16 protein-coding genes are annotated in these 17,521 nt (G+C 71.4%); 5 read left to right on the forward strand and 11 right to left on the reverse strand.

The window, feature by feature from the left end:
* The first annotated feature begins 45 nt into the window (after positions 1-45).
* From ABT154_RS22710 to ABT154_RS22720, 3 genes are read left to right on the forward strand one after another with little or no spacing between them, the layout of a single operon-like run.
* Positions 46-1,125, forward strand: coding sequence for a zinc-dependent alcohol dehydrogenase family protein (locus ABT154_RS22710; protein WP_351858671.1), 1,080 nt, complete (start codon positions 46-48; stop codon positions 1,123-1,125).
* Complete coding sequence (locus ABT154_RS22715) at positions 1,125-1,898, forward strand: HAD family hydrolase (protein WP_351858649.1); 774 nt, start codon at positions 1,125-1,127, stop codon at positions 1,896-1,898. Before ABT154_RS22710 ends, ABT154_RS22715 begins: the two co-directional genes overlap by 1 nt.
* Positions 1,895-4,285 carry a glycoside hydrolase family 65 protein gene (locus ABT154_RS22720; RefSeq protein ID WP_351858650.1) on the forward strand — a complete coding sequence of 797 codons (2,391 nt, stop codon included), beginning with the start codon at positions 1,895-1,897 and terminating at the stop codon, positions 4,283-4,285. The genes ABT154_RS22715 and ABT154_RS22720 overlap by 4 nt, the downstream gene beginning before the upstream one ends.
* Before the next feature lie 50 nt (positions 4,286-4,335).
* On the opposite strand, the gene ABT154_RS22725 is transcribed toward ABT154_RS22720, so the two are convergent.
* The 9 genes from ABT154_RS22725 to ABT154_RS22765 form a co-directional block, all read right to left on the reverse strand.
* Entirely contained in the window at positions 4,336-5,325 is a 990-nt protein-coding gene (locus ABT154_RS22725) for an Acg family FMN-binding oxidoreductase (RefSeq protein ID WP_351858651.1), read from the reverse strand.
* Positions 5,326-5,347: 22 nt separating this feature from the next.
* Complete coding sequence (locus tag ABT154_RS22730; protein ID WP_351858652.1) at positions 5,348-5,971, reverse strand: CBS domain-containing protein; 624 nt, start codon at positions 5,969-5,971, stop codon at positions 5,348-5,350.
* 263 nt (positions 5,972-6,234) lie between these two features.
* On the reverse strand, positions 6,235-6,921 hold the full coding sequence (locus ABT154_RS22735) for a response regulator (RefSeq protein ID WP_351858653.1): 687 nt from the start codon (positions 6,919-6,921) through the stop codon (positions 6,235-6,237).
* A gap of 64 nt (positions 6,922-6,985) precedes the next feature.
* Positions 6,986-7,612: a CBS domain-containing protein gene (locus tag ABT154_RS22740; protein WP_351858654.1), complete on the reverse strand. Its 627-nt coding sequence runs from the start codon at positions 7,610-7,612 to the stop codon at positions 6,986-6,988.
* A gap of 208 nt (positions 7,613-7,820) precedes the next feature.
* On the reverse strand, positions 7,821-8,063 hold the full coding sequence (locus ABT154_RS22745) for a metal-sensitive transcriptional regulator (protein WP_351858672.1): 243 nt from the start codon (positions 8,061-8,063) through the stop codon (positions 7,821-7,823).
* Between the two features lie 76 nt (positions 8,064-8,139).
* Positions 8,140-9,033, reverse strand: coding sequence for a sulfite exporter TauE/SafE family protein (locus tag ABT154_RS22750; protein ID WP_351858655.1), 894 nt, complete (start codon positions 9,031-9,033; stop codon positions 8,140-8,142).
* Positions 9,030-9,611 (reverse strand): rhodanese-like domain-containing protein, encoded by a 582-nt coding sequence (locus tag ABT154_RS22755; protein WP_351858656.1) that lies wholly within the window; start codon positions 9,609-9,611, stop codon positions 9,030-9,032. The genes ABT154_RS22750 and ABT154_RS22755 overlap by 4 nt, the downstream gene beginning before the upstream one ends.
* A gap of 292 nt (positions 9,612-9,903) precedes the next feature.
* Positions 9,904-11,292: an MBL fold metallo-hydrolase gene (locus ABT154_RS22760; RefSeq protein WP_351858657.1), complete on the reverse strand. Its 1,389-nt coding sequence runs from the start codon at positions 11,290-11,292 to the stop codon at positions 9,904-9,906.
* Positions 11,293-11,378: 86 nt separating this feature from the next.
* The gene (locus tag ABT154_RS22765; protein WP_351858658.1) at positions 11,379-11,702 is read right to left on the reverse strand and encodes a rhodanese-like domain-containing protein; all 324 of its coding nucleotides are present in this window, start codon (positions 11,700-11,702) and stop codon (positions 11,379-11,381) included.
* A gap of 187 nt (positions 11,703-11,889) precedes the next feature.
* On the opposite strand from ABT154_RS22765, the gene ABT154_RS22770 reads away from it, so the two are divergent.
* On the forward strand, positions 11,890-13,182 hold the full coding sequence (locus ABT154_RS22770) for an MFS transporter (RefSeq protein WP_351858659.1): 1,293 nt from the start codon (positions 11,890-11,892) through the stop codon (positions 13,180-13,182).
* A 127-nt stretch (positions 13,183-13,309) separates the two neighbouring features.
* Here the strand turns inward: ABT154_RS22770 and pspAB are convergent, their stop codons facing one another.
* Positions 13,310-13,966 (reverse strand): PspA-associated protein PspAB, encoded by a 657-nt coding sequence (gene pspAB, locus ABT154_RS22775; protein ID WP_351858660.1) that lies wholly within the window; start codon positions 13,964-13,966, stop codon positions 13,310-13,312.
* A gap of 27 nt (positions 13,967-13,993) precedes the next feature.
* Positions 13,994-14,905, reverse strand: coding sequence for a zinc metalloprotease HtpX (gene htpX, locus ABT154_RS22780; protein ID WP_351858661.1), 912 nt, complete (start codon positions 14,903-14,905; stop codon positions 13,994-13,996).
* Between the two features lie 790 nt (positions 14,906-15,695).
* On the opposite strand from htpX, the gene ABT154_RS22785 reads away from it, so the two are divergent.
* Positions 15,696-17,372, forward strand: coding sequence for a right-handed parallel beta-helix repeat-containing protein (locus tag ABT154_RS22785; RefSeq protein WP_351858662.1), 1,677 nt, complete (start codon positions 15,696-15,698; stop codon positions 17,370-17,372).
* Positions 17,373-17,521: the final 149 nt, after the last annotated feature.

Below are 17,521 nucleotides of genomic sequence, written 5' to 3' on the forward strand. Positions count from 1 at the left end.
GTGACGGGGACCGCGGCTACGCACGAGAGAAAGCGGGTGGACGCCATGATGGCGCTCGTCTTCCAGGGGCCCGGTGACATCGCCTGGCGGGATGTACCCGACCCGGGGATCGAGGACCCCGCCGACGTGATCGTGCGGGTCGACGTCGTCACGATCTGCGGCACGGACCTGCACATCCTGAAGGGGGACGTGCCGGAGGTGACGTCCGGCCGGGTCCTCGGTCACGAAGCGGTGGGCACCGTGGTCGAGACCGGCGGCGACGTCCGCTCGGTGCGACCGGGAGACCGCGTCCTGGTCTCCTGCATCTCCGCCTGCGGCAGGTGCCGGTTCTGCCGTGAAGGCCGCTACGGGCAGTGTCGCGGCGGAGGCGGCTGGATCCTCGGCCACACGGTCGACGGCACACAGGCCGAGTACGTCCGCGTGCCCTTCGCCGACCTGTCCGTCCATCCGTTGCCGGACTCGATCGAGGGCACCGACGCGGTCCTGCTGGCCGACATCTTCCCCACGTCCTACGAGGTCGGGGTTCTGAACGGCGCCGTGCGCCCCGCAGACACGGTGGTCGTCGTCGGCGCGGGTCCCATCGGTCTCGCCGCCATCACCACGGCCGGCTTCTACAGTCCGAGCCGGATCGTCGCCGTCGACCTGGCCGAGTCGCGACTGGACGCCGCCCGTGCCCTGGGCGCGGACGCCACGGCGAACGCGGAGGAAGGCCCCGAACAGCTCGTCGCGGATCTGACCGACGGTCTCGGGGCCGACGTCGTCATGGAGGCCGTCGGTGTCCCGGAGGCGTTCGAGATGTGTACGCGGATGGTCCGGCCGGGCGGCCGGGTCGCCAACATCGGAGTGCACGGCAAGCCGGCGGTCCTCCACCTCGAAGACCTGTGGATCAAGGACGTCACCATCACCACCGGGCTGGTCGACACCTCGTCCACTCCCATGCTGCTGCGCATGATGGCCGCCGGGCGGCTGCCGGCGGCAGAACTGATCACCCACCGGTTCGAGCTGGGACAGATGGAGGAGGCGTACGAGGTCTTCGCCGGAGCGGCCGAGACCGGTGCCATCAAGGTCGCGCTGGGCGGCCCGCAGCACACGGCCGTGAGCGTCCCCGACGCGCCGGTGGCCTGATGAACGGCCGGGGCCCGGGTTCTCAGCGGCCGGCCGGTGTCGTTCTCGACACCGACGGCGTTCTGCTCGACACGGCCGCCGTGCACGCGCAGGCGTGGAAGACCGCGTTCGACGCCTGCCTCGAACGGCCGGCGCCCGGCAGCGGGACCCAGCCGCCCTTCGACGCGGACGCCGAGTACCGCCGCTTCGTCGACGGCAGGTCCCGGTACGACGGCGCCGCCGCCTTCCTTGCCGCGCGCGGCCTTCACCTCCCACCGGGAGAGGCCGATGACCTGCCCGGCTGTGGCACGGTGTGGGCCGTCGCGGCACGCAAGGAACAGGCATTCGTCGAGCTGCTCCGACGGCAAGGCGTCACGGCCTTCGCCGACGTCCGGCCGGCTCTCGGGCACCTCCGCACGGCGGGAGTGCCGTGCGCCGCGGTCTCCGCCTCCCGGCACGCCCGGGCACTGATACAAGGCGCGGGGCTCGGCAGTCTCCTCACGGTGATCGTGGACGGCGGGGACGCCACCCGGCTCGGCCTCGCCGGAAAGCCGGATCCCGCGCTCTTCCTCCGTGCGGCGGGCCTCCTCGGCACCCGCCCCCGGGAGACCGCGGTCGTCGAGGACGCACTCGCCGGAGTCGAGGCGGCTCGGCGCGGCGGTTTCGGGCTGGTCGTCGGAGTCGACCGCACCCCGCTGCGGCGCACCGCCGCCCTTCTGCGAGATCAGGGTGCCGACCTGGTGGTTCCCGATCTCACCTCGCTGGTCCGGAGCGTGTGGGGGGAGCGCGGATGACCACTGCCTGGACGTGGGCGTACGACCACTACGACCCGGCGCGCGAGCCGCTGGTCGAAGCGCTCTGCACGCTCGGCAACGGCCGGTTCGCCACCCGGGGCTCCGCTCCCGAGTGCCCGGCCGGAGGCCCGCACTACCCCGGGACCTACCTGGCCGGCTGCTACGACCGGCTCACCTCGGTCGTCGCCGGCGAACGGGTCGACAACGAGGATCTCGTCAACCTTCCGAACTGGACGCTTCTGCGCTACCGCTGCCTGCCGGCCGAGGGGCCGGCCGGCGAGTGGCTGACTCCCGACGACGGGCAACTGCGGCACTGCGACATCCGTCTCGACCTCCACTCGGGTGTGCTCATCCGGCACCTGTTCTTCGAGGACGCCCTCGGGCGGGGCCTGCGCGTCAGCCACACCCGCTTCGTGCACATGGGAGACCCCGGGCTGGCCGCCCAGTGCACCGTGTTCCGCGCCTACGGCTGGAGCGGCGCCGTCGAGGTGCGCTCCGCCCTGGACGGCGCGGTCACCAACCTCGGGGTGGAGCGCTACCGGCACCTCGACGGGCGTCACCTCACGGACCACCGGACCGGGTTCGAGCCCGGCGGCGTCGCGTGGATCTCCTGCCGTACCGCAGACCCGGGCATCAGCGTCGCCATGGCCGTGCGCACGGTCACCGTCCCGGCGCGGCCCGCGCGGGAGACGGCCACCGGGACCGGCACCGTACAGACGTACCGCATGCCCGTCGGCGCCGGCCGCACGGCGAGGGTCGTGAAGACCTTGGCCCTGCGCACCTCGATGGACCGGCCCGCCGCCGACGCGCTCTCGGCGGCCACCGACGCGATCGCTCGCGCTCCTTCCTTCTCCCGACTCCTCTCCGCCCACAAGGCGGCCTGGCAGCGTGTCTGGGAGCAGGGCGAGTTGTCCGTGCCGGGAGAGGCGGGCCGTATTCTGCGGCTGCACGTGTTCCACCTGCTGCAGACGCTCTCCCCGCACACGGCGGACCTCGACGTGGGCGTCCCCGCGCGAGGTCTGCACGGCGAGGCGTACCGGGGGCACGTCTTCTGGGACGAGCTCTTCGTCCTGCCCTACCTCGACCTCCACTTCCCCGAGGTGGCCCGGGCGCTGCTCATGTACCGGCATCGCCGGTTGCCGGCCGCACGCGAGGCCGCCCGCCTCGTGGGCCTGCGAGGAGCCATGTACCCATGGCAGAGCGCGAGTTCCGGTCGGGAGGAGACGCAGGCGCTGCACCTCAACCCACGCTCAGGGCGCTGGCTGGCCGACCACTCCCGGCTCCAGCGGCATGTGGGCTCGGCCGTCGCGTTCAACGTCTGGAGGTACGCGCGGGCCACCGGCGACCGTGGATTCCTCCACTCCGCCGGGGCGGAGATCCTCCTTGAGATCGCCCGGTACTGGGCCGGGGCCGCCACGTTCGACCCGGCGCTCGGCCGCTACCGCATCCGCGGGGTCGTGGGACCCGACGAATACCATGACGCCTATCCCGACGCCGCGAGCCCGGGCATCGACGACAACGCCTACACCAATGCCACCGCCGCCTGGGTGCTCGCCCGCGGCCTCGACCTGCTCGGCGAACTGCCCGAGGCCCGGCGATCGGAACTCGCGGAGCAACTGGCCCTGGACGAGGGCGAACTCGCTCACTGGGAAGATGTCTCCCGCGGCCTCCACGTGCCGTTCCACCAGGGTGTCGTCAGCCAGTTCGAGGGGTACGGGGACCTCGCGGAGCTCGACTGGGAGGCGTACCGCACCCGCTACGGCGACATCCGCCGCCTCGACCGGATCCTGGAGGCCGAGGGCGACACGGTCAACCGCTACCAGGCGTCGAAGCAGGCCGACACCCTCATGCTCGGCTACCTCTTCCGGCCCGAGGAGCTGCACGGCCTGTTCGGCCGGCTCGGCTACCCGCTGGACGACGAGGTGTGGCGGGCGACCGTCTCCTACTACCTGCGGCGCACCTGCCACGGTTCGACGCTCAGCAGCCTCGTCCACGGCTGGGTGCTCGCCCGGCAGCTGGGTGCCGATGCCTGGAGGTACTGCGAGGAGGCCCTGCTCGCCGACGTGGCCGACGTCCAGGGCGGAACGACCGGCGAGGGCATCCACCTCGGCGCGATGGCCGGCACCGTCGACCTCGTCGAACGCGGGATCACCGGCCTCGAAACGGGACCGGACGGCCTGCGCGTGGCTCCGGTGCCGCTGGCGGAGATCCCCAGGTTCACCTTCACCCTGTGCGTCGGCCGTCATCGAGGAGTGCGCCTGCGGGTACTACCCGGACGGCTGGCCGTCCGGGTACCCGCCTCGCCCGCGGGCCTGCTCTCCGTCGTTCTCCCCGGCGAACGGAGGGTGACCGTCCCACCCGGCCAGGAGCGCTGGTTCCGTCTGTGAGGAGTGGATTCGTCGAGATGCGGATTCGTCCGGGATCCGGGAGGAGCGGTTCAGTCGAAGGCGAGCACCTCGGAGACCGGACGGCGCGGCGTGGCCCGCCCATGGGGGCCGTAGCCCAGGCGGAACACCATGTGGACGAAGCCGATCGCCGAACCGGGATCGCGCGCGTCGGAACGGAGTTCGGGCCATTCCAGCGGCTGGGACATGAGGGAGCTGGCAAGGCCGTCGAGGGTGGCCTGCAGCAGAACCCGTTGCATGGCCTGGCCTGCCTTCAGCCAATCCTCCGGGGCGTCACCGACCGTGCCGAGCAGCGCGAGCTGCGGCGTCTTCTCGAAGCGTGCCGAGGCACGGCCGGGCACCTGGCGGGGCGCGCCGAAGTCCCGGACGGGGGAGGTCACGTCGTACTGCCGCGGGCCGAAGGCGTACGAGGGGATGCCCTCGGTGCCGGGGCCTTCCCCGGCCGCCCCCGTGCGCGTCCAGGCGGCGATCTCCGCGCGTACGGCCTCGTCCGCCGCCTCGAACAGCTCGGAGGCGTGGACGAGATCCATGACGGCGTCGGTGTGCCACGCACCCGGTACGACGAGTCGGCAGCCTTCGAGGAGGGCCGCGGCACGGAGACCGTCGACCACCTCGGTCGGGATCCGCTCCTCGGTGAAGGGGAAGCGGCTGGTGTGCCGGCGCGACAGGGCGTCATGGAGGACGCCCAGGTCGCTGTCGGCGTCGTCGGGGCCATCGACGCGCAGGTCGGCGAGATGCCAAGGGGCGTCCGGACGGGGCAGCAGCCGGACCACGGGGTGAAGGCCCCGGTGCACGGCGGCGACGCGCAGGCCGAACAGGGCGGCGCCGCAGCCGAGGTGGAGGGCGCGGTGGTCCGGGTCCTCGTGCGGCATGCCGCGCAGCGGATCCCCGTGCAGTTCGATGACTCCGGTGCTCGTCCTGTGGACGAACTTCCAGGGCTGTGCGTTGTGCATGGAGGGAGCCGTGACGGCGTCTTCGATCAGCGATGTCACGAGTGGTCGGGTCAGGGCGGTGGTGGACACGGTTCGTCCTGTCTGCGGTGGGTTACCAGGAGACGTCGTGGGGAGTCCGGGTGGGGGATGTGAGGCGGGTGTCGTCCTCGGGGAAGGACAGCCGGTCCACGACGGCGACGACGCCGTCGACGCGCTCGGAGAGTCCGACGAGCGTCAGGGCCTGACTCCGCCGCCGTACGCGGCCCCCCAGCGTGACCACGCCGTCGAGGACGTGCACGTCCACCGCGTTCCCGGGCAGGTCCATGGCGTCCGTGAGGACGTCCTGACGGATGCGGCGCCGTATCTCCGCGTCCGGGCGGAGGTAGACACAGAGCAGATCGCGTCGGGTCACGATGCCGACCAGTCGTTCCTCCTCGTCGACGACGGGAAGGCGCTCGACTCCGCGGCGCACCATCAGGCGTGCGGCGTCCGCCACCGTCTCCTCGGCGTGAACGGTGACGGCCGGTGTGGTCATCAGGCCCCCGGCGGTCAGCTCGTGGCGGGCCAGGAGGTCGCTCTCGGAGACGACTCCGAGGACATGGTCGTCGTCGTCGACGACGGGGACCCCGCTGATGTCGTGCTCGGCGAGCACCTTCGCCACCTCCCGGAACGATGTCGCGGGGACGGCGGAGACCACGGCGTCGGACATCAGACCGCCGACCTTCATGTGCTTCATCACCGCGCCTCCTGTTCGAGGGTTCGGACGGTGCTTTCCACGTCACCACCTTCCGACGCGCACGGGGGGGCCTGCGAGGGCCGAATGGTCCACCCTCAGGACCGAACGGGCTCGTCATGGCGGGTACGCGCCCGAACGGGCTCGTCATAGCGCGTCCCGGCCTGCGCCCGGCTGCCGACCAGGAAGAAACCCGTTCCTTCCGCTGCCCGTGCTCGCGTCCACCCCGCTGGCCGCGGCAGGCGGTGAGCCACGACGACGGCGTGCTACTTCTCCTCGGTCTCGTGCTCGTGGACCTGCGCGGCGATGACGGCGGCCTGGACACGACGCTCGACGCCGAGCTTGCCCAACAGCCGTGAGATGTGGTTCTTGACCGTCTTCTCCGAGAGATAGAGACGTTTGGCGATCTGCCGGTTGGTGAGTCCCTGGCCGATGAGTTCGAGTACCGAACGCTCCCTCTCGGACAGCACCGTGAGCCGCTCGTCCTCGGGCGGCTTCACCGACTCGGGGTCGCGCAGCGAGTGCATCAGCCGGGCCGTCGTGGCGGGATCGAGCATCGACTGGCCCGTGGCCACGGTCCGTACCGCCGACACCAGATCGGACCCGTTGATCTGCTTGAGCACGTACCCGGCGGCGCCGGCCATGATCGCGTCGAGGAGTGCGTCCTCGTCATCGAACGACGTCAGCATCAGGCAGGCGAGCTCGGGCATCCGGGAGCGCAGCTCCCGGCAGACGGAGACGCCGTCGCCGTCGGGCAGCCGGACGTCGAGCACCGCCACGTCCGGCCGGAGCGCGGGTCCCCTGGCCAGCGCCTGCTCGGCCGTCGACGCCTCGCCGACGACCTCCAGGTCGAGCTCGTCGTCGAGCAGGTCGCGAAGGCCCCGGCGGACGACCTCGTGATCATCGACGAGGAAGACCCGTGTGCGTGCGGTGGCTGTCGGCAGATCGGTCATGGCGACCCCTGTCGTCGGTCGGGTACGTGCCCGCCCCCACCAGGATTGTCCGTCATGGAGCGGTTCAAGGGGCAGCGAGATCCATCCGGACGTCGACGACGCCCTCCACGGCCCGCACGGCGCGGGCGACCAGCGGTACCAGTGATCGGTCGGAGAACGTCCCACCGATCACGGCCACACCGTCCGTGACCGTCACGTCCAGCCCCGCGGGCGCCGCCGCCTCGCCGAGCACGGAATGGCGGATGTCCTCCTCGATCTCGGCGTCCGTACGGAGGAACACCTTCAGCAGATCGCTCCGGCTGACGACGCCCTCCAGCATGCCGACGCCGTTGACCACGGGCAGGCGCTTCACCCTCCGCGTCGCCATGATCCGGGCCGCTTCGGCGAGTGTCGCGTCGGGGTGGACGGTCACGGCCGGGCTGGACATGAGTTCCCCGGCCCGTACGGCGCCGGCCTTGGATGCCGCGGGGAACTCGTCCGGGCGGGGCTCGTCGACGCGGAACTCCTCCTTCGGAAGGAGATCGGCCTCGGACACGACCCCGATCACCCGTCCTTCACCTTCCAGAACGGGCAGGGCACTCACCTTCCACTGGTCCATGAGCGTGACGATGTCCTTGTAGGGCGCGTCACGGCCGACGGCGATGGCGGTGTGGGTCATGACGTCGCTGACGGTGTATTTCGAGGAGGGCATCGTGTTCTCCGCAGGACCGAGGGCGGGGTGGTCGCGCGATGCCGGAGAGGGGCGGGGCCTCGTGCGACCACCTGAGAGTCTTCCCTACCGAGTCTCCCCTCACCGGCCGATGGTGAGGAGGGCCGGATGGCCCTCCCGCCCTGCCTCTGGACCGGCCGAACGGTTGTTTCCCGCTCCGTTCGCTCCGTCGGCCGGGAGGGAAGAAGGGTCAGGCGAGGGTGAGGAAGAGCTTCTCCAGCTTCTCCTGCGTCATGGGCGGGGCCTGTGAACCCTCCGCGAGGCACTGGCGCATTCCGCTCGCCACGATCTTGAATCCGGCCCGGTCCAGGGCCTTGGAGACGGCCGCGAGCTGAGTGACGACGTCCTCGCATTCCCGGCCGGACTCGACCATCGCGATCACGGCGGCCAGCTGCCCCTGCGCCCGCCTGAGCCGGTTCAGGACCGGCCCCATCGATTCTTCGTCCACCTGCACAGGAATTCTCCTCCTTCACCCCCACCGGGCACGCCTTGGAGCATGCGTCCTTACATTATTTCGAAGCCGCGTCCTGGTGGACACGGACAGTCGGCCGAGGGCGGGACGCCCTCGAGCGCCTCCGCAGCAGGGTGGCGACCGCGACCGTCGCCCCGGCTCCGAGCACGGCCCAGGTTGCGGGGTGGGTCCAGACGGCGGTGTCCAGCTGCTGGGCGAGGACGAAGACGCCCATGACGACGACGAACCAGCCGAACGCCTTGCGCAGCGCGTCCTGCGGGATGCGTCCGGCGAGGCGGGCGCCGATCAGGCTGCCGATCACAGCCGCCACGGTCACGGTCATCGCGACGCCCCAGTCGATGGAGACGCCGGAGAGGTGGCCGGCGAGTCCGGCGAAGGACTTCATCGCGATGACCAGCAGCGAGGTGCCGACCGCGATGCCCATCGGCAGTCCACCGAGTATGGCCAGGGCCGGAACGACGAGGAATCCACCGCCGGAGCCGACCAGGCCGGTCACGGCGCCGACGACGAGGCCCTCGACCGCGATGTGCTTCAGCGGCAGGTCACTGTGGGCGGGCCGGGCCTTCTTCGCCGCGTCACGCGGCTTGCGGAGCATCGCGTAGGCGGTGGCGAGCATCATCAGTGCGAACGCGATGAGCAGGATGGTGCCGGGGATGTACTCGGCGACCCGGCCGCCCGCGTAGGCGCCGACCATGCTGAAGGCGCCGAAGAGCAGGCCGGTCCGCCAGCGGACCCGATGGGCGCGAGCGTGCGGGACCAGGGCGGCGAGGCTGGTGACGCCGACGACGAACAGCGAGGTGGCGATGGCCTCCTTGGTCTCCTGACCGACGAGGTAGACCAGGATCGGGACGGTGAGGATGGACCCGCCGCCACCGAGGATGCCGAGGCTGACGCCGATCAGGAGGGAGACCGCGACGATGAGGGCGGTCATGACGCGCTCCGCAGCTCCGCGATCACGCTGCGGACGTCGATGCGCGGGCCCCGGTTGTACGGGAGCTTGGAGAGCAGCACGCCCATGGCGCAGGAGTTGCTCAGCGCCGCGTAGGTCAGGCCGGCGCCGATCGCCGTACCGACGAGGTGGGCACCGGGGACGGCGATGCCGATGAGGCCGGTGGCCAGGACGACCGAGCCCGCGACGAGGCGGACCTGGCGCTCCATGTCCCACCGCTCGGGGCCCCGCTTCACGGGAGCGCTCGCCGCCTCCCAGGCGGTGATCCCGCCCTCCAGGACACGGAGGTTGGGCAGCCCGGCCTGTGCGAGGGCCTGCTCGGCCTCCTTCGCCCGCTGACCGGAACGGCAGACGAGCACCACCTCCTCGTCCAGGTGCGAACGCAGCTCCGCGCGGTGCTCGCGCAGGGTGCTCAGCGGCACGTTGTACGAGCCGGGGATGTGGGCGGTACGGAATTCGCCGGGGGTGCGCACGTCGAGCAGGCGTGGCGCACGGCCCTCCTGGACAAGGCGGTGCAGGACGGCGGGGGTGATCGACTGGATGGTGCGCTCGGCGCTCATGCGTGACTCCGGAAGGCGTGTACGGGTGGGGGTGTGCGAGGGGGCCGGGGTTGTGGCGGCGGCCCGGGCAGAGAGGGAGAAGGGGCCCGTCGTGGGCGGGGCGGGGGAGTGCGGCCCCGCGCCGCCCACGACGGGTGGGGGGAGCGGCGGAGGCAGTGCGGCCCCCGGCTCTTCCGCGGGTTGGGGGAGCGGAGGCAGCGCGGCCCCCGCCTCCCCTGCGGGCCGGCGGTGCACGGTGGGAAGAACCCGGGTGACCCGTGCCCGCCGGCGGTTCGTGAGCGGTCGGGCGCGCTCAGACCTCGGCGGATTCGGTCGCGAGGGCCCAGGCGGCCCAGCCGCCGAGGATGTCGGAGACGTCCTCGACGCCGCGGTGGCGCAGCAGGCTGGCGGCGATGGAGGAGCGGTGGCCGCCCGCGCAGTGCAGGACCAGCGGCCGGTCGGTGGGGAGTTCGCCGACGCGGGAGGGCAGTTCGCTCAGCGGGATGTGCAGGGCCTCGGGGATGAAGCCGTTGGCCTCGCGCTCGCCGCACGTGCGGACGTCCACCACGAGCGGCGGGTTGTCTCCGGCGAGGGCGTCCTTGAGGTGGGTGGCGGTGAGGCGGCTGGCGGGGGTGACCTCGCCCTCCATCACACGCAGCGCGTCCTCGGGGTTGCGGACGTAGCCCACGACACGGTCGAAGCCGATACGGGCGAGGCGTGTGACGACCTCCTCCTCGCGGTTCTGCGGCGCCATCACCACCAGTTCCTCCGCGGGGTCCAGGACGGTGCCGGCCTGTTCGGCGAACCGGCCGTCGGCCGGCACGTTCACCGCACCGGTCAGGTGCCCGGCCGCGAACTCCTGCGGATCACGCGCGTCGACCACCACCGCGCCATCTGCCCGCAGCCCGGCGAACTCCTCCAGGGACAGCGGACGGGCCATGGCGGCGAAGTCGTACAGGGGACGCTCCTTGCGGTTGAGGTCGGCGTCATAGGCGAAGTAGCCCGGTGCGGCGGACTGTCCCGCCGTCACCAGCGCGACGAACTCCTCCTCGCCCATCGGGGCGCAGGCGTAGTTGGTGGCCCGCTGTTCCCCGATCGTGGAGGACTTCTCGGTCGACAGGTTCTTCCCGCAGGCCGAGCCGGCGCCGTGGGCGGGGAAGACGCGGACCTCGTCCGCGAGGCCCATCAGCTTGTTCTGCACACTGTCGTGCAGCATCCGGCCCAGCTCCTCGGCCGTGACGCCCACCGATGCCAGCAGGTCGGGGCGGCCGACATCACCGATGAAGAGGGCGTCGCCCGTCAGGACCCCGTAGGGGACGGCGTCGTCGGCGTGTTCGTAGACGAGGACGCTGATCGACTCCGGGGTGTGCCCCGGGGTCTCCATGACCTCCAGCACCACGTCACCCAGGGCGATCCGCTCGCCCTCGGCGAGGTGACGGATCGGGTACTCCGTCTCGGCACGGGAGCCGTAACCGATCCACGCACCGGTCTCGTCGGCCATCTCCAGGTGGCCGGCGACGAAGTCCGCGTGGAAGTGGGTGTTGATGACGCCGACCACGGTGAACCCGTGCGCCCGCGCATCGGCGAGGTATTCCGACACGTCCCGGCGGGGGTCGACGACGACCGCCTGACCGGTCTTCTCGTCGGCGATCATGTACGACGCCTGGGACAGGCAGTCGAGGTAGTACTGGGCGAAGAACACGGTGGACCTTTCGACGGAGAAAGCGGTCGCGGAGCGGAAGCCCCGCGAGACGGGAAGAAGTGCGGTGAGGGTGGGCGGCCGGCCGTTCAGGCGGCCCGGGCGTCCGTGCCGCGAACGATCGGGCGGCCGGTACGGGCCCACCCGGAGGTGCCGCCCGTCACCGAGACCGCGCGGACGCCGACGGCCTCCAGGTGCTCCGCGGCCCAGGCGCTCCGGTTGCCGCTCGCGCAGATCACGTAGACGGGCCGGTCGGCGGGGAACGCGGCGAGGTGGGCGCCGAGCTCGGAGAGCGGTGCGGGGCGGACCCCGGGTACGTGGCCGTCGCGGTACTCGTCCGGTTCTCGTACGTCGATGGCGAAGGCACCCTCCGCCAGCTCGGAGGCGAAGACGTCCAGATCCACTTCACGCATGGAAGATCACCCTTTCGGATACCCCCCGGGGTACTTACGCCGCCGACTGTAGACAGGGGCGGCGAGGGAAGTCAAATACCCCTAGGGGTATCGAGCGTCACAGTCCCACGCCTGTGGAAGGGTAGGGGCAAAAATACCCATGGGGGTATGGTGGTCTGCGGTTATCGGAACGGATAGGGAGAGCGAGATGGCACGAGGGATCACGGCGAGGCGGCTCCCACCCCCCGTCACCCCCTCGCCCGGCACCGTACGGCTGGGCCTTCGGGAGAACAGGGCGCAGTTCGTCCTGCTCGTCCTCGTCACAGCGGCGGTCGGGGCGCTCGTCGGTCTGGAACGGACGACGGTCCCCCTGATCGGCACCGAGGTCTTCGGGCTCGCCGGGAACCTGGCCGTCTTCTCGTTCATCGTCGCCTTCGGCCTCGCCAAGGCACTCACGAACCTGGCCGCCGGCGTGCTCACCGCCCGCTTCCGGCGCAGGCAGCTCCTGCTGGCGGGCTGGCTGATCGGCGCACCCGTGCCGTTCGTCCTCGCCTGGGCGCCATCGTGGTGGTGGATCGTGGCCGCGAACGTCCTGCTCGGCGTCAACCAGGGGCTGACCTGGTCGATGACCGTCAACATGAAGATCGACCTCGTGGGGCCCGCCCGCCGGGGGCTCGCCACCGGCCTCAACGAGGCCGCCGGCTACGTCTCGGTCGGCGCCACCGCCCTGCTCACCGGCTATCTCGCCACCCACTACGGGCTGCGCCCCGCCCCCGAGCTCATCGGTGTGGTCTTCCTCGCCGCAGGTCTCGGACTGTCCCTCCTGGCCAAGGACACCGCCGCCCACCTGGCCCTCGAACTCTCCCGCCACCCGGCGCCCCCGGACAACGAGAACGGCGGGCCGTCCTTCAAGGAGACCTTCGCCCGTACGTCATGGCGCGACCGATCCCTGCGCGGGGCCAGTCAGGCGGGCCTGGTCAACAACCTCAACGACGGCCTGACCTGGGGCGTCTTCCCGCTCCTCTTCGCCGACCAGGGGCTCGGCATCGCAGCGATCGGCCTGATCAAGGGGCTCTACCCGCTCCTGTGGGGCATCGGCCAGATCCCGGCCGGCCACCTCGCCGACCGGGTCGGCCGCAAGCCGCTCGTCGTGACCGGCATGCTGGTCCAGGCGGCGGCGCTCCTCCTCGCGCTCGTGCTCCTCGACCGCCCGTTTCTCGCCGGGATCCTCTCCGCCGTCGGCCTGGGCCTCGGCACCGCGCTGGTCTACCCGGCGCTCATCGCCGCCGTCTCCGACCACGCCCACCCCACCTGGCGGGCCCACGCCCTCGGCACGTACCGCTTCTGGCGCGACATCGGCTATGCCGCAGGCGCCCTGACGGCAGGCCTCCTGGCCGACGCACTGGGCCTGAACGCCACGGTCCTCGCCGCCGCCGCCCTCACCGCGGCCTCGGGCCTCCTCGCAGCCCGCTGGATGACCGACCGCCCCGAACGGCGGTGACCCCCGCGCCCTCGCTCCCTCCCGGAGACCACGCGGATGGAGTCCCGACGATCCCCTGGCAACCTGGGTTAGCGAGCTGTCGCCCGTCGCGGGCTCCTCGCGTTGTCGCGACGCGGACCGGTGCCTCTCAGGTATCCGTACGCGGCACGCCCGCGACGCGGTCGTCCCCGCCGCCGAGCCCCGGAGCACCCCAGAGGGGGAACCAGCGTTCCAGGTCCGGCTCCATGGGGAGGTCGCCCGCGAGGAGGGCTCGGACCTCGAACTCCAGGGCGTTGTCGCGGGTCTCATGGCGATCGGTGCGGGGCGCGAACGGGTAGAAGGTGCCGCGCTTGTAGAGGTAGACGAGGGCGAGTTCGTGTTCGTGCCCGGGGGCGCGGAACGCGGTCAGCGAGCAGAGCAGGTGGGGTCCGAATCCTGCCTCCTGAAGCAGGGTGTTGACCGCGTGCAGGTCATTGACCAGTGTGATCACGTCGTCGGCGGGGCGGCGGGCGACGAGCCAGGTGTAGCCGTACGCGTCCCGAGAGAACGAGGCCGGGGCGGCGTTTCCACTCGTGCCACGGGTGCCGCCCCCGACCGCGTCCACGTCGAGCAGGTCCCGTACCTCCTCCTTCAGACGGGTGAAGGCGCCGCCCTCCACCCCCGAGAAGCAGACGGATCCCGCGCCGGTCGGAGCGAAACCGGTGCCCGCCTGGAGAGTGAGGGCGGCGGCGGGCAGCGCGAAGAGCCGGTCGAGGTCGGGTCGTAGCACCTTGCTGCGCCCGAAAACGCTGTCGAGGATTCCCACAGCCTTGCTCCTTCCTGTCCGGGCCCCTCACGCCTGGCCCAGCTGGTCCGAGATCCGGGCGAGTTGGTCGAGCCGCTGCTCCAGGGTGGGGTGGGAGGACAGCAGCCGGCTCAGGCTCTCCTGCGAGGCGAAGGCGGGCGCGAACCAGAAGGCGTTGTACGGCTCAGCCTTGCGCAGGTCGCGCGTAGGGATCTTCCCCATGCTGCCGGTCACCTTCACGAGCGCGGAGGCGAGCGCCGAGGGCTGGCCGGTGAGCAGCGCGGCAGCCCGGTCGGCGGCCAGTTCGCGGTATCGGGAGAGTACCCGGGTCAGCAGGAAGCTGATCACGTAGATCACTCCGCTCACGAGAGGGATGAGGATCGCGGCCGCAGCCATGTTGCTGTCGCGGCTCCGGCCGAGCCCGCTGTAGAGCGCGACACGGGTCATGATCCCGGCGAGGACGCCGAGGAACGAGGCGATGGTCATCACCGCTACGTCACGGTGCGCCACGTGAGACATCTCGTGGGCCAGCACGCCTTCCAGCTCCGCCGGCTCCAGGCGGCGCAGCAGCCCGGTCGTGACGCAGACCAGGGAGGTCTTCTCGCCCCGTCCGGTGGCGAACGCGTTGGGTACGTCGCTGTCGGCGATCGCCACCTTCGGCTTGGGCATGTCGGCGAGGGCGCAGATCCGGTCCACGGTGCCGTGCAGCTCCGGAGCCTGCTCCCGGGTGACCTCGCGCGCGCCCATGCCGACGGCGGCGATCTTGTCGCTGAACCAGAACTGCGCGATGAACAGGGCACCGGCGATCAGCAGGATGACGGGCCAGGAACCGCGCAGAAGTACGAGCAGGGCGCCGACGAAGACCACGTACAGCAGTCCGATCAAGAACATCGTGGTCGCCATACGGGCGGAGAGCCCCCGGTCCGGGGCGTAGCGCGATCGTGGTCGAGTTCTGGGCATCCGAGCACCCTCTTCCGGGCCTGCGGGTCCGGTCGGCCCGCAGGCGCACTCCACACGTTCCCCCCTGCCAGTGTCCTCCGTGCCGAGAGGAAGACGGAAGCACCGCTTCACGGCCGGCGTGGGTACCGCGGATGCGGCAGCGTCGGCGAACGGCACACGCGCGGTGCGTGTCGTCGCGTGTCGTAGTGCCCCGCAGCCTCCGAGACAGGGCCCGGCCCTGTCTCGCTGGCTGTCGCCGTGCGGCGGCCGTGGTGGCGCTGTACCAACAGGAGGGTTCGGACGCGCCCCGGCGGTTGTGGCCATCGCGCTGGGTGACGTACCACTGGCAGAAGGTACCCGTGAGAGGGCGAGCACTTCTGCTCGGTCCGGAGGCGCGACGGTGCGTCGCCGGCAGTCACGCTTGAGTCTGCGCTGCCGGAGCCGCTGTGACCGCTACCTTCTGTGATCGCGGAGCCGCCTTGCGTGATTCCCGCCCGGGGAAGCGTCTGGTCAGCGCGCGCCCTGCTCCGCGGCGGGCTCCGGCCCCGAGGCCGAAGCTGGGAGAGGCTGTGCCTCCGCCATGGATCGTTGCCCGCCCGGCCCGCATCTTGGCGGGCAAGGAACGGGCCTCCGGAGCTCGCCGCTCGCCCGCACCGCGCCGACCGCCTCCGGCGCGCGACCGCCCTGAAGGCGTGGCACGCCACACGTGACTCGGATGCCGCGCGTTCGTCGGCGTTTCGTATGTCCCTTTTCTGGCAGTCTGCTAATTCATGTGCCTGATAGGGCATCAGGACGTCCCCAGGGGGTGCGCGTGAACGCGGTGAAGCGGAGCCGGACGACGAGGGCCGGAGTGGGAGTCCTGGCCGTGGCGCTCCTGCTGCTCACAGGGTGCGACGTACCAGGTGTCTACCGGCCCGCCCGCCCCGCGAGCGGCGGTCCGTTCACCTTCTACGTGAGTCCGGACGGCGACGACGAGAACGACGGCATGTCGCCGGGGAAGCCCTGGCGGACCCTCGACCACGCGAACACCGCGAACTTCCGGCCCGGTGACAGGCTCCGGCTCAAGGGCGGCGAACGGTTCCCCGGCACCGTCACCCTGGAGGAGGGCGAGGCGGGCAGCGCGGCCCGGCCGGTGGTGATCGAGTCGTACGGCACGGGCCGTGCCACGATCGCGCCCCGCGGCACCTCCGGCATCACCGTGCACGACACCGCGGGTGTGGAGATCAGGAACATCGCGCTGGTCGGCGACCGCAAGGCGCTGCGCGAAGGGGTCGGGATCGCTCTCCGCGCCACCCGCCCCGAGGGGCGGCGGCTCGCCCACATCAGGATCGCGAACGTGGAGGCGCGGGGCTTCCAGAACGGGATCAGCGTCGGCGCGGATGGCGACGCCGTCACGGGCTTCAGCGACGTGCGCATCAGCGATGTCTCCGTGCACCACAACCTTGAGTCCGGACTCGTCTTCTACGGTCCGGAGTTCGAGGCCGGCAGCCCGTCCTACGCGCACTCCGGGCTGCGGATCGAGCGGGTCACGGCGTACTCCAACAGCGGCGACCCGGACAATGCCGGGCGCAATACCGGAAGCGGCATCGCTCTCGGCAGCGTCCGGGACGCGAGGGTGATGCGCTCGGTCGCCCACGACAACGGCGCGCGCTCCGCGGCCGACGCCCAAGAGGGTCCCGAGGGCATCTGGGCGTACGACTCCACCGGTGTGGTCCTGGAGAACAACCGCTCCTACCGGAACCGGACCGGATCCCGGGTGGACGGCGGCGGCTACGGCCTCGACAACAACGTGTCCCACTCGGTGATGCAGTACAACCTCGCCTACGGCAACGACGGGCCGGGGTTCCTCGTCTATTCCGGAAAGGCGACCGGCGCCCACCGGGACAACGTCGTCCGTTTCAACCTGAGCTGGGACGACGCGCGGAAGCTCCCCGAGTACGGTGGCATCGTCGCCTACGGCTCCCGAATGAAGAACCTGGACATCTACAACAACACGGTCGTGATGCGGACACAGAGCCTCGACTCCACTCAGGCGAGGGGAAACCGGTCCCCGGCGCTGCGGCTGCGCGACGGCATGCGTGACGTGAGTGTCCACGACAACATTCTCGCCACCGACGGGGGGCCCCTGATCGAGGCCGAGTCGTCGTACCTCCCCGGCACGTTCCAGTTGCGGGGCAACGTCTACCACAGCACGGGCCCCTGGTCGCTGAACTGGGGGGCCCGGCGCTTCACCGGCCTTGCCGACTGGCGTACCGCCTCCGGCCAGGAGCTCCTCGACGGTGAGCCGACCGGCACCGGCGACGACCCGTGCCTGCGCGCTCTGACCGTACCCGTCACCGACCCGGCCGGGGCCGAGAACCTGGTGCCGCGCTGCGAGGACGAGGTGACCGTGAGCATGGGCCCGCAGGCCGCGGGCGTCGACGCGGGCCTCGTCGACTACTTCGGCAACCGGCTCCCGGACGCCCTGCGGCCCGGCGCCGCGCAGTAGCGCACCGCTCGCTGACCGGGATGTCGATGCCTCGGGAGCCGGCGCTCGCCGGCTCCCGTGACTCTCCCCGGCACAGTTCCCACGCGATGTCCCCGGCGCTCGGACGTGCCATGACGCCGCCCCGCCCGCCCGGTCCAGGACCGGGCGGG

Origin of the sequence: Streptomyces sp. NPDC001728 (genome assembly GCF_040297565.1) — a bacterium.
Lineage (GTDB): Bacteria > Actinomycetota > Actinomycetes > Streptomycetales > Streptomycetaceae > Streptomyces.

Bases quoted from the DNA above. Each gene is read 5' to 3' on its own strand.
- ABT154_RS22710 (WP_351858671.1), top strand. From the start codon at position 46: ATGATGGCGCTCGTCTTCCAGGGGCCCGGTGACATCGCCTGGCGGGAT.
- ABT154_RS22715 (WP_351858649.1), top strand. From the start codon at position 1,125: ATGAACGGCCGGGGCCCGGGTTCTCAGCGGCCGGCCGGTGTCGTTCTC.
- ABT154_RS22720 (WP_351858650.1), top strand. From the start codon at position 1,895: ATGACCACTGCCTGGACGTGGGCGTACGACCACTACGACCCGGCGCGC.
- ABT154_RS22730 (WP_351858652.1), bottom strand. From the start codon at position 5,971: ATGAAGCACATGAAGGTCGGCGGTCTGATGTCCGACGCCGTGGTCTCC.
- ABT154_RS22735 (WP_351858653.1), bottom strand. From the start codon at position 6,921: ATGACCGATCTGCCGACAGCCACCGCACGCACACGGGTCTTCCTCGTC.
- ABT154_RS22740 (WP_351858654.1), bottom strand. From the start codon at position 7,612: ATGCCCTCCTCGAAATACACCGTCAGCGACGTCATGACCCACACCGCC.
- ABT154_RS22745 (WP_351858672.1), bottom strand. From the start codon at position 8,063: ATGGGGCCGGTCCTGAACCGGCTCAGGCGGGCGCAGGGGCAGCTGGCC.
- ABT154_RS22750 (WP_351858655.1), bottom strand. From the start codon at position 9,033: ATGACCGCCCTCATCGTCGCGGTCTCCCTCCTGATCGGCGTCAGCCTC.
- ABT154_RS22755 (WP_351858656.1), bottom strand. From the start codon at position 9,611: ATGAGCGCCGAGCGCACCATCCAGTCGATCACCCCCGCCGTCCTGCAC.
- ABT154_RS22765 (WP_351858658.1), bottom strand. From the start codon at position 11,702: ATGCGTGAAGTGGATCTGGACGTCTTCGCCTCCGAGCTGGCGGAGGGT.
- ABT154_RS22770 (WP_351858659.1), top strand. From the start codon at position 11,890: ATGGCACGAGGGATCACGGCGAGGCGGCTCCCACCCCCCGTCACCCCC.
- htpX (WP_351858661.1), bottom strand. From the start codon at position 14,905: ATGCCCAGAACTCGACCACGATCGCGCTACGCCCCGGACCGGGGGCTC.